This is a genomic window from Pontibacter qinzhouensis (assembly GCF_008017455.1).
Lineage (GTDB): Bacteria > Bacteroidota > Bacteroidia > Cytophagales > Hymenobacteraceae > Pontibacter > Pontibacter qinzhouensis.
Map to the genome: position 1 here is coordinate 1 of NZ_VRTY01000145.1, position 11,407 is coordinate 11,407.

Here is an 11,407-nt window from a genome sequence, read left to right on the forward strand (position 1 = left end):
CGCCCCGCCCGCCCGAACGAGAAGCACGGTGTAGGATCGGTGATAGATGCCGGCATCGAAGTCATCAAACTCAAAAAAATGCTGGCGCAGGCCAATTAAACCCTCGACCAAAATCAGCGTTTTGTTCTTCTGGAGGGCATTTTTATTTGAATAATTTGGCTCGTTGAAGGTTCTGCTGTCCTAAACCCAAAAGTTCTGCTTCTGTTGCTAATTGCGGTATTCCCGTAGTGGCAGCAGAAGCAGAACTTTTGGGTTTAATCGAAGCTGTTGACCATGTTCTGGTGCAGCGACTGCGGGCTCCAGTAGCCGCTCGCGATAATGCGCCTGATGGTGTAGAGTGGCTCCTGCTCATCGGGTTTGCCAGCCAGTTGAAAGGCTGCAGCCATGCCTCTGCTTTTAAGTTCGGGTATGGCGGCTGGGTTCCAGAGCCCGAAGGGGTAAGCAAAGTACGTAATTGGGGTGCCGGTAATCTCTTCCAGTTGCCGGGTTGGTTTCTCTATCTGGGTAATCCAGTCCTGTGGCTGGTATTTCTTTACATTTTGATGATCCCAGGTATGCGACCCGATAACGTGGCCTGCTTGTGCCAGCTCCTTTACCTGTGCCCGGCTCATGTAGCGGGGCCTGCCTAAGGAAACCGTCATAATGAAGAACACGCCTTTATAGCCATGCCTTTCCAGCTCCGGTGCGGCAACAGTGTATTGGCTCAGGTTCGTGTCGTCGAAGGTGAGCATAATAGGTTTGGGTGGTAAGGGGGCACCTGTGGTGAGATAAGCCAGTAACTGATCGGGCAAAATGGTGTGGTAGCCACTGTCGGCGAGTAGCTGTAGCTGTTCCTGAAATCGGGCAGGAGGCACAATATACGCTTTGGCAGCTTCGGAGTCGCTGGGCTGCCACTCCCGTATCTGGTGGTAACACAGAACCGGCACCTGCCGGCGGGCTAGTATGGTGGCTGCATCGGCGAGTGCAGGTGCAGGTAGAGCGGCAGCATACGCAGTATCAGGAGAGGTGGTGGCCGGAGCTGCAGCTTTGTCTGGCTCCTGCGTAGGAGCGGAGTTACAGGAAAAACAGAGCCACACCAGGCTCGCAAGCAATTTTATAGGTGCTGCAGCGGCAAAAAAAGCTTTCGATTTAAACATAATCCGGTACCTTCTGGAAGTGCGCAATATATTCAATCTTAACCAGCTATTTTCTGCCGCCAATTTATGCTGTATCCCTCGACCCAAATCCTCAGAAAAACCTTCTGGAGGCCATTTTTATTTAAATAATTTGCCTCCTATAGTTTCTTAATGGCGTTAAACAGGTCGGTGCCGGCCTGCAACTGGCCTTTGGCTGTGGCATGCAGCTTGTCTTGCGGAATGCGGTCGTAGCTATTCGTTTCGATAATGGAAACGGTGCGAGAGTCGGTTGAGGCGCGTTTAATTTTGGCGGTATTCACAACATGGCCATGTGGCATAGCGGCTACGTCTTCAAAAACCTTGAAAATTATGCGTTTGGTGTTTGCCAGGTAACTCACCTGGTCCAGAGCGGCAAAAAAGGCAGTTTCGTTTTCGAGGTAAACGTTTGCTTTTTCGGAGTAGGTGCCGTCTGCTTCGCCCTGCCACCAGCTTAAGGTTTTAAATACAGGTGTTTTCCCTGATGCTTCGAGTGCTTTTCGGGCTCTTTCTATTTCGCTTTTTGCAAAAGGCAGTAGTTCGTTGGATTCCGGGTGCCAGTCTTGAATTTCGGACTCGTTCGATTTAAAGAGCTGCGAGTTTCCGAAGCCTACCACTATAAAGTAAACCTCCTTCTTCTGGTGGTCGCGGAGCAACTGTGCCGCTTTTACTACAGGCCCAAACATGCCCTCCTGTGACTGTGTGTTTACGCCTGCCTGAATAATTTCATATTTACCACTCGCTTTATTAAAGATATAGCAGCTATCTTGCGGCTCGCGCATTTCTTTGGGCAACTGGTAGGCATGGCCAACGCCTAAGCTGTTCGACTGGCCCATAATGATATGCACATCTACTTGCTCGCCAGGAGACGTGTTATCGTCTTTGCAGGCACTAAAAATCAGGAAAAAGCTAAATAGGAATACTAATTTACAAGCGTTTAAATATTTCATTTCGTTCTAATGTTTATGGAAAAGATGATGTAGCAGAAAAATGCCGGTGGCAGAAAAACCGAAAAGTATTATTAAGCTTGTGTATTTAGTTGAAATACATGGAGTTATAAGTGGCTATGACATTTGCTATATAGAAAGTAGTACATGTACGATGTACTGTCTCCTTTGGTTTTGCCATTGCTGATGCTGCACTACCCACTACCTGACTTCAGGAACAGGGGCAATCTAATCTTAGGAAATGAACATTTGTTAGTTTGCTTCATTCAGTAGCGAATTAAAAAGCAGCTTATTAGCGTCTATAGATCATTCAGCTGAACTTTAAGGTTAATATGTTTTCAAAACGCATGTGCTTTTTTGGCATGGTTTTAAAGCTGCATCCAGAAAAATTAAATATTTATTTTATGAGATACCTTTTATTGAAGAGTTTATTTGTGCTCATGCTGGCAACGACCATCGCCTCCTGTTCTTCTTCCAGAAAGCAAACCGGAAGCAACGGCAAAGTTATAATTCTGGAAGATGGCCGCAATGCGCGTGCAGGCGGTAGTGCAAAAGATAATGGCTTGCACAAAGGCTGGTACAAGAACACAAATAACCCGCATTACCCAAACACAACTAACCCTGGCCATACAAAGAAAAAAGGTTCGGCTACGTCTAAAAAGCAACCTGGTAAAGCAAAGGGTAAAAAAGGGTAGTACAGCAGAAGCAACCTTTGGTAGTGGCAGCTATTGCGCCATCGCTTTTTCGTAGCTGCCGTTGCTTTAGCTGCTGATGCCCGTATAAGGCGTATGGCTGAGCTTAACATAAGATATTCCCGTACGCCTCACTCCGAAAAGCTGAAGTGGGTAGACCGTATGACCAAGGTAATGGATAACCAGTTCCGGTTTCCGGGTACGAACTGGCGCTTTGGTCTGGACCCGCTGCTGGGGCTGTTTCCGGGAGTTGGCGATCTGGCCTCTTTTGTTGTATCGGCACTGCTGATTATGACCATGGCCCGGCATGGTGCCAGCGGTAAATTGGTTACGCTAATGCTGCTGAACTCCGCCATGGATGCCATTATTGGCAGTATTCCGCTGCTGGGCAATATTTTCGACTTCGCCTACAAAGCCAATGAGCGCAATGTAAAGATGCTGCGCAGCCATTATGAGCAAGGCAAATACCAGGGCAGCGGCAAAGGCATTGTGATGGGTGTGTTAGTAGCAGTGTTGCTCATTACCGTAGTCATGATCTGGCTGATGTGGCAAATCATTGCCTGGTCTTACCGCATGCTAGGCGAATACCTGTAGAAATACCATACAGAGCCCTTGGATCGAAATAGGTGTTTAAGGCTTCTGAAGGCATTTTTCATCTGAATAATTTGAGTTGGGCGGAAGGCTTCAACAAAAGATGATCTGCTGTGATGTTACTTGCCTTAGTAGCTCTGGGAGAGATGGAAGTCAGGAGGCAACGATCTGTAGCAGCTTACATCCGGCCCAGGGCTCTGGCAATTTCCAGGGCTTGCAGGGCGCTTGCTTCTTTGTCTTTTATTTCGAGCATCAGGTCCATGTCGAGGCCTTCGGTAACGGTCAGGAAATCGTGGAAGAGCTCTTTTTCAATGTGTTGCACGTGCTTGCCTTTGCGCTCGCCGGGTGCCTGTGAGCTGTAGTCCATCATGAGCAGGCCGTCTTTGGCTTGCCAGGTGCTGGCTGCCATTTCTACAGCCTCGGCCATGGGTTCGCCATTTCCTAAACATTCATGATGAAAATTGTCGAAGATGATGGGCATGCCGGTCATTTCGTGCAGCACCAGGCAATCCTGCAAGCTGTAGGTGCGGTCGTCGTTTTCAACGCACAGGCGAGCTTTTACAGCTTCGGGCAGCATGGTGTGGTATACTTCGGCAAAGCGGTTAAGAGCAGAAGTTTTGTCGCCGTAAGCGCCACCACCGTGTATCTGTAACTTGGCGGTTGAGTCGAGCCCCATCAGGTCGAGAATACTGCCCTGGTATACCAGTTCGGCAATGCTGTTGCGTACGGTCTGCTCGTTTGGCGAGTTAAGCACCACAAACTGGTCGGGGTGCATAGATATGCGCATGTTGTTGTTCCTGATGTACTCGCCCAGCCGCCGGAAAGTCATCTGGAAATGTTCTTGCCAGTTGTAGGTATTTATGGCGTGCGAGGCGAAAGGCACCAGTCCGGAAGTAAGCCTGAAAAATAGCAGGCCATGTGCTACATTGTATTCGAGTATGCGGCGTAGGCAAGCCAGGTTCTGTTCTACGGTAGTAATCAGGCGATCTTCTGAGTAAGAGGCCAGCCTAAAGGTTCTGGAGGAGGTACAGTCGAGGCTTTCGTTGATGCAGGGATAACCGATTTTCATAAAAATACAAGTTGCTAACAAGGTATCCTTACGATGGCGCTGCCAGTTTTGATGAACAAACGCAGCTATTTATAGCCGCGATTGTCTTTAAAAAGGCGGTTGTACTCTTCTCTTTCCTGCTGGGCCTCCTTCAGAATGCGCTCCATCTCCAGTTCCGTCAGTATCTGCTGCAGCTTCGCCTTCTGTTTTCCTTCTTTCGAGAACATCTCATATAGCATAGAGATAGGGCTGGTAATAGAAGGGGCTGCTGCCGGTGCAGGCGGCGGAATGTCTACAGGTGGTTTATAAGAGGGGTTTTTAACGTAATTGGGGTCCGGGCGCTTCATGTTTCGGATGGCGCGCTCAATCATTTCCTGCGATGGCCGGTTGGTTACCTCCACCTCGCCCAGCATCACACTATCTTCCTGCATCACAATGCTAACCCGCAGCTCCGACACAGGCAGGTTGCGGGGCAGGTACAGAATAGATTTGTAACCGATTGCCCGTATCAGAAGGGTATCCTGCTGGTCAATGTCTATCAGGAAAGTGCCTTTTTCATCAGATACCACACCTGTGGTATACCCTACGCGCTGAACGCTGGCTCCAGGAATTGGGGTAGATTTATCTGGCTGCAAAATAGTGCCACTTACACGTACGCTTTTTTGGGCAGAAGCCTGTATGCTACCTAACAAAAGTAAAATACAAAAAAAGTAAAATAAAGGATGTCGGAGCATGTACTTCAAAAACTAACCTGCCAGTTAATATACCTATGAATATGAGATATTACGCCAAAATTAACAAAAAAGTATTTCGAATCTAAACTATTCCTTTAAACCGATTATGGTCTTATGCTAACTAAAGAAAGCCTGTGGCAACAACTGCCACAGGCTTTCTGAGGAAAAAGTAGAATGAAACTGTATTAATTTCTAGGTTTCACTTCCGTTTTATCTCCTATATCCTTTGTTTTTATTTTGTCGTCGCTAACGCTGCTCGCTTCAGACTTATGCGATACGTGGTCGTAGTTAGAGCGGTTATCTTCAAATTTCTTAAACTGCTCAGCTGTTAAGGCCGCACGCAGATCTTTATCAGCATCCTCTATAATGGTGCTGCGCATTTGAGTCAGTTCTGCGTTATTTTCATTTGCTTCTGGCATGTTGCCAGCATTATTGTTCTGCGTAGGTGCCGTGGCAGATCCGTCTACTTCGGCTTCGGCCTGACCACCCATACGGTTCGTAGCACTTACGTTATAAGACTCGTCTATATCGCCGAGCATTTTATCGCGCTCATAAAAGATTGAGGCTACTTTCTCTTTGGTTGTTTTGTCCAGCTTCAGGTCTGCGGCCATTTTAGACGAAATTTCCTGCGAACGTTCTAAATGGGCTTCTTCGGTGTTGGCCTCGAAACCACCTGTACTTGCTATTGTCTGGTTTTCAGAAGTGTTCAGGTGGTTCTGGTTTACTTGTTCATTCTCATTAGCATCTGCTACTTCTGCTGTTGTTCCACGATCTTCGGTACAAGAAGCAAAAAGGAGCGCACTCGCGCAGCAGATGGAATACAATGTCTTTTTCATAATAGTATGTTTTACTTATGATCTTATCAACTTAAAAAATGACTGACACAAATTAGCTTTAATTGTAATAAATTAATTTGTGTTGCTGCTAAATTTTACGGGCAGCTGATTTTTTGGTTTAAAATAATCAACAGCCTGTTTTGTTATAGAATATAATTATTTTGATTAAAAGGCCGGTGTATTGTAGGTTTAACTGTAGTTATTTTAACAGATAAAAAGGATTTTTATATCAGTTTTATAAGTGGCAGGCGTTATTTGGCTGGTAAAATAAATTGTGAGGAATTGTACTATTGAAAATAAAAGAGGCAGCTTTGCAGCTGCCTCTTCATAATAAAAAATTTAAAACCTAAGCTCTTCTGAGTTCAAACACCGTAATTTCGGGCAGAAAACCTACGCGACCCGGGTAGCCTAAAAAACCTAAGCCGGTGTTTACATATAAATACTGTTTGCCTTTTTGGTAAAGTCCGGCCCACTGCTTGTACACATACTGCACAGGGCTCCATTTCCAGCCAGGTATGTTTACGCCAAACTGCATGCCATGCGTATGCCCCGCCAAAGTCAGGTCTATGTCTGGAAAGGATTGGTTTATCTGGCCGTCCCAGTGCGACGGGTCGTGCGAGAGAAGTACTTTAAAGGGGATATGTTCGGTGCCTCGATGCGCTTTGCTTAAATCGCCGTATTTCGGGAAACCTGCTCTGTTGCCCCAGTTCTCCACACCAAGCACCGCTATTTGTTCACCGTCTTTCTCTATCAGGCGGTTTTCATTCAGGAGTATCTGCCAGCCCATTTTTCCCTGCGCGGAAATAAGTGTCTGGAGGTTTTGCCGTTTACTTTCAGGTGTTTCCCACTGCACATAATCGCCATAGTCGTGGTTGCCCAGCACCGAAAACACTCCTGATTTTGCTTTGATATCCTTCAGCGTGTCCAGGTGGCTCTCCAGTTCTACGGCCATGTTGTTTACCAGGTCACCGGTAAAAAATACCAGGTCGGCCTCCTGCTTGTTTATCAGGCTTACCGCCTCTTTTAGCGGAACTGTTGTTACAAAACTGCCCGTATGCAGGTCCGATATCTGTAGCATCTTGTACCCATCGAACGCCTTGGGGAGGTTCGGGAACTTAAGCGTAATGCGCTTTACCCGGTAATCGTAGGCGCCTTTTACCATACCATATATAAAAGCCGAAAAGGGTAGTGCTGCTACCACCAGCCCCATCTGGCTTAAAAATTTGTTTCGGGAGGCGTCGAAAGGAGCGTCACTACTGGCAGTGTTCCAGACAATTTTTCCGATTCGCACGGCATCATCGGTGAGCAGAAAGAGCACCACGACCAGCTTAGAAGCAAAAATACCGAAGAGCGTGCTGGCCAGATACATTTTGGCGGGGCTCATTTCGGAGCGGCTGGTATTGGTTGCCAGCAGAATGGTGACAATGGTAATTACAAAAACAGACCAGTAAAGAACATATAAAACCCTTTGTGTAGTAGGCGACAGCGCCTGTGAAACCGTTTTTATAGCCTGAAAAACGTAAAGGTCAATTAAAAATAAGAGTAAAAAGATTATTCCTAAAGAAAACATGCGTTGCATAGTATGTGTGTCTATAGCCCGGTTTAGTTAAGTGGCAGGCTATTGTTAAAACGTTGGAGGTTAATTATTGCAAATAAAATTTTACCCACTGCCTATGTTAACGTACAGAAGGTGAAAAGCTTTACCTCTATAATCAAATTATGTACCGAATATGGAAGAACGTGCCGAAATAGCAGATAACTCCAGCTACCAGCCAGCGCTCAACATAAAAGGATGGGCCGAAGAAGACAGACCACGCGAGAAACTGTTGCTCAAAGGCAAAGCAGCCCTCAGCGATGCCGAATTAATCGCCATTTTAATCGGTTCCGGCACTCCGAAGCTAACGGCTGTAGATGTAGCCAAGCTCATTTTAGCTGCTGTGAACAACGATCTGAACGAGCTGGCAAAGCTATCGGTAAACGACCTGAAAAAGCACAAAGGCATAGGAGAGGCAAAGGCTATTTCTATTGTGAGTGCCCTGGAACTTGGCCGCAGAAGAAAAGAAACCCTGGCAAGCGCCAAGACCCGCATTACGTGCTCCACCGACATCTATAACTACATAAAGCCGCAACTGCTCGACCTGCCCCACGAAGAGTTCTGGATTATTCTGCTGAACCGTGCCAATATTGTAATGCGGAAGGAGGCGATTAGCACCGGGGGAGTGGCAGGCACGGTGGCAGACCCTAAAATTATTTTTAAGAAGGCGCTGGAGCAACTCGCCAGTTCGGTTATTCTGGTGCACAACCACCCGTCGGGCAACCTAAAGCCAAGTGCTGCTGATATCTCGCTTACCAAAAAAATGAAAGAGGCCGGCACACTGCTCGATCTCCCGATTTTAGACCACATCATTTTTACCGACAACGACTACTACAGCTTTGCAGATGAGGGCATTCTTTAGCTAGTTAACTGATGTTACGCACTAATGCGACCAGCATAAAAATATTATTTCCAGGGCAACTCCAAACAGTCGCTGTCGCTTTAGCCTCCACTAAGAACATCAAATTTCCAGTTCTTGGGTTGAGCGCCTTTGCATGTTTCCGGTGCCGCAGGCAGCCTGAGCGCCAGCGAGCCTAAAAGGGGCCCCTGCACCCCTGGCAGGAAAGATGCAGCAGCGCGATGCCCGAGAACGGGGCCCCGCGGCCATGAGCGCTCGGAGCAAAACAATGGAACATGCAGGGATAAGGGCATCGAAGAAAACTATTGCAAAGAGTATTAGAACCAATTTAAAGGAGGTTCCCTGATAAATGTGCGTAACATCAGTTAGTTAAGAGTTAAAAGTTATGAGTTTTTTGAAGAGGTTGTTATAACTTTCATGTTCCCGGGTCAATGCCAGGTGTACAAAAGTGAAATGGTGGATTCACCCTTAGAACATTTCTTCTGAAAATCCTTTGGGAGGCCATTTTCATTAGAATAATTTTAGTTGTGCGGTAGCTCTCTTCTATTTATTGCGGCAGCTAACAACGGAGCAACAGCATTAGCCAGGTGCACAGCTTGAAAATAAACTGTCGGGGGAAGGGGCCCTCTTTAAAGAGCGTTCAGCGAGTGGGGGAAGGGGCCCTCGATTTTTATTTTCTTGATTTTCGTTGGTTCTTTTTGTATCAAGACAAAAAGAACAGAGACTCAGGCAATGAACCAACAACCTGCTACAGTCAAAGAGAGAACAGCAGCTATGCGAACTCAGACTACCAGGCCCGTAGCCTATGCTAAAGGATCTCGCCCACAAGATCTTTACAAGATGACAAAAGTGATGAGAAAGTAGAATTGAGAAGCTTACTTTACGCTTACATCCTGCCTTGATAAAACTCTTTACTTCAATCCTCTTCTTCCAGAATCTCCTTCACACGGCCCACTTCACCGGTTTCCAGACGCACTTTTATGCCGTGGGGATGGTTGCTGGAGTTGGTCAGAATGTCTTTTACATAGCCTTGGGTCAGGTCGCCGGTGCGTTGGTCTTCTTTTAAGACAATGGCTACAAACAAACCTGGTTTTATGTCAGCTCTTCTTGTTCCGTTCATGGGGTAGGAGGTATGGCAGTAGGTACTCCTGACAAAGGTACGAGTATTAGATTAAATGTAAACCGGAGTGGCGATTGCTATAGGTTTTCTTTTGGAAAGTGCGTGGCCGTGAGCGTTTGTAAGTCCGGGTTGCTATGGTCGCCGCTCAGAATGGCAGCTCTTAGTGCCGCTTCTCCTTTGGCTGTTACGCAAACTTCTGCAGAAGTATCTAATAAAAGTGCGCCCTTGTACCGGCACAGCGGGAAAGCATAGGCGTTGGTGCTGTTCTGTTCTTTTGCGAACAGGTAAAACAGCTTGTCTACTTTAGAAATCCGCAGGTCTTCAAAGTAAATTTCAGGAACAGAGGTGCTGTGGTCATAGGAAGTAAAAATATCGCTTAAATCGCCGTTGCAAATCTGTAGCTCACCGCGTTTGTTTGTTATTTCTATTAATTTTTGTAATTCAAAGGCAAATAAATTATTCGCTGAAAAAAGAGAAAGGAAGCAGAACAGTAAGATATGGGTATAATGTTTAGCCATAGAACAAGGTATTTAGTAATTTAATGCTATAAGTTAAGATTAAATTACTTTTGGATGCAAATTTCTGTAATTAAAATGTGAAAATATTTACACCCATACCTGCTGCGTCTCTAGCTCTATTTGTCTTATTACAACTGAAATGGTGTTCTCTTAAAGCTCGGTTTCATGATTTTTGGTGATTAATTTCTAATTTACCAGCTGTAGTGGCTAAAGCTGAAAAAATGATGAAGACAAGTTTTAATGTAGGGCTTATTGGTTTCGGACTATCGGGGAGGGTATTCCAGGCACCTTTTCTGACTTTAATAGAAGGTTTCAACCTGAAGAAGATAAGAGAAACGCGTCCTGAAAATATAAAGATAGCACAGGTCCGCTATCCTGAAGCACAGATTGTAAACCACTCCGATGCTATTTTGCAGGACGCAACCATCGATCTGGTGGTAGTTGCCTCATCGAGCCATACACACTTTGAACTGGCGAAACAGGCGATATTGGCGGGTAAGCATGTAGTGGTAGAGAAGCCGTTTACGACCACCACCGCAGAAGCCGATGAACTGATACAACTGGCCAAGGATCAGCAAAGAATAATTACCGCTTTTCAGAACCGCCGCTGGGACAGTGACTTTAAAACCGTAAGAAAAGTAATAAACAGTGGCCTGCTAGGCAACCTGGTGGAGTACGAGGCACATTTCGACCGGTTCCGAAACTTCCTGAAGCCTGATACCTGGAAAGAAGAAAACCTGCCCGGCACCGGCATGCTCTACGACCTTGGCTCTCACTTAATAGATCAGGCGCTTTGTCTCTTTGGCCTGCCGCAGGAGCTTTCCTGCCAACTAAAAATTCAGCGTGAAGGTGGTCGGGTAATCGATAATTTCAGGCTAATGCTGCAGTACCCGGACCTGCGGGTTACGTTGCGTGCCGGTATGCTGGTGCGAGAGGCAGGGCCGCGCTACACCTTGCTGGGTGACCAGGGCTCTTTTCTGAAGTACGGCCTCGATGTGCAGGAAGAAACGCTGGTTGCGGGTATTTTGCCAACTAATATGCCAGAAGATGAATGGGGCAAAGAGCCGGAAGAACTCTGGGGCCGCCTCAATACCGATTACCAGGGCCTGCACTTGCTGGGCAAAATAGAAAGCGAACGCGGCCATTACAAGGGCTTTTACCAGAACCTGTATAACGCGCTGGTAGGAGAGGAAGAACTGGAGATAAAGCCGGAGCAGGCGCGCAACATCATCCGCGTTATAGAACTCGCCATCCAAAGCAGCCAGGAAAAGCGAACCATCTCCTTTAGCTAATTACCTACCCTTGACCTAAAAAGAA

The 11,407-nt window shown here is 46.6% G+C and carries 12 protein-coding genes; 4 read left to right on the forward strand and 8 right to left on the reverse strand.

Features of this window, described 5'->3' with window-relative positions; all coding sequences use genetic code 11:
• Positions 1-254: 254 nt before the first annotated feature.
• Positions 255-1,136, reverse strand: a complete 882-nt coding sequence (locus tag FVR03_RS22540; protein WP_147924042.1) for a polysaccharide deacetylase family protein — start codon at positions 1,134-1,136, stop codon at positions 255-257.
• A 137-nt stretch (positions 1,137-1,273) separates the two neighbouring features.
• A complete protein-coding gene (locus FVR03_RS22545) occupies positions 1,274-2,101 on the reverse strand; it encodes a sialate O-acetylesterase (RefSeq protein WP_147924043.1) in 828 nt (275 codons plus the stop codon).
• 401 nt (positions 2,102-2,502) lie between these two features.
• On the opposite strand from FVR03_RS22545, the gene FVR03_RS22550 reads away from it, so the two are divergent.
• Together FVR03_RS22550 and FVR03_RS22555 are read left to right on the forward strand one after the other, a co-directional pair.
• Positions 2,503-2,793 (forward strand): hypothetical protein, encoded by a 291-nt coding sequence (locus FVR03_RS22550; protein WP_147924044.1) that lies wholly within the window; start codon positions 2,503-2,505, stop codon positions 2,791-2,793.
• A gap of 93 nt (positions 2,794-2,886) precedes the next feature.
• Positions 2,887-3,384, forward strand: coding sequence for a DUF4112 domain-containing protein (locus tag FVR03_RS22555; RefSeq protein WP_147924045.1), 498 nt, complete (start codon positions 2,887-2,889; stop codon positions 3,382-3,384).
• 175 nt (positions 3,385-3,559) lie between these two features.
• Here the strand turns inward: FVR03_RS22555 and uvsE are convergent, their stop codons facing one another.
• The 4 genes from uvsE to FVR03_RS22575 all read right to left on the reverse strand — a co-directional run bounded on the left by uvsE (position 3,560) and on the right by FVR03_RS22575 (position 7,569).
• Complete coding sequence (gene uvsE / locus FVR03_RS22560) at positions 3,560-4,450, reverse strand: UV DNA damage repair endonuclease UvsE (RefSeq protein WP_147924046.1); 891 nt, start codon at positions 4,448-4,450, stop codon at positions 3,560-3,562.
• 65 nt (positions 4,451-4,515) lie between these two features.
• Positions 4,516-5,121, reverse strand: coding sequence for a carboxypeptidase-like regulatory domain-containing protein (locus FVR03_RS22565; protein ID WP_255474364.1), 606 nt, complete (start codon positions 5,119-5,121; stop codon positions 4,516-4,518).
• Between the two features lie 227 nt (positions 5,122-5,348).
• Positions 5,349-5,999, reverse strand: a complete 651-nt coding sequence (locus FVR03_RS22570) for a hypothetical protein (protein ID WP_147924048.1) — start codon at positions 5,997-5,999, stop codon at positions 5,349-5,351.
• Positions 6,000-6,345: 346 nt separating this feature from the next.
• Positions 6,346-7,569, reverse strand: a complete 1,224-nt coding sequence (locus FVR03_RS22575; RefSeq protein WP_255474365.1) for a metallophosphoesterase — start codon at positions 7,567-7,569, stop codon at positions 6,346-6,348.
• A gap of 160 nt (positions 7,570-7,729) precedes the next feature.
• Between FVR03_RS22575 and radC the strand changes: the two genes are divergently transcribed.
• A complete protein-coding gene (gene radC, locus FVR03_RS22580; protein WP_147924050.1) occupies positions 7,730-8,455 on the forward strand; it encodes a RadC family protein in 726 nt (241 codons plus the stop codon).
• 913 nt (positions 8,456-9,368) lie between these two features.
• On the opposite strand, the gene FVR03_RS22585 is transcribed toward radC, so the two are convergent.
• The gene (locus FVR03_RS22585; RefSeq protein WP_147924051.1) at positions 9,369-9,572 is read right to left on the reverse strand and encodes a YwbE family protein; all 204 of its coding nucleotides are present in this window, start codon (positions 9,570-9,572) and stop codon (positions 9,369-9,371) included.
• 77 nt (positions 9,573-9,649) lie between these two features.
• Positions 9,650-10,090, reverse strand: a complete 441-nt coding sequence (locus FVR03_RS22590) for a hypothetical protein (protein ID WP_147924052.1) — start codon at positions 10,088-10,090, stop codon at positions 9,650-9,652.
• A 221-nt stretch (positions 10,091-10,311) separates the two neighbouring features.
• Here FVR03_RS22590 and FVR03_RS22595 point away from each other — a divergent pair, with 221 nt between their 5' ends.
• Positions 10,312-11,382: a Gfo/Idh/MocA family oxidoreductase gene (locus tag FVR03_RS22595; RefSeq protein ID WP_255474366.1), complete on the forward strand. Its 1,071-nt coding sequence runs from the start codon at positions 10,312-10,314 to the stop codon at positions 11,380-11,382.
• The last annotated feature ends 25 nt before the right edge of the window (positions 11,383-11,407 follow it).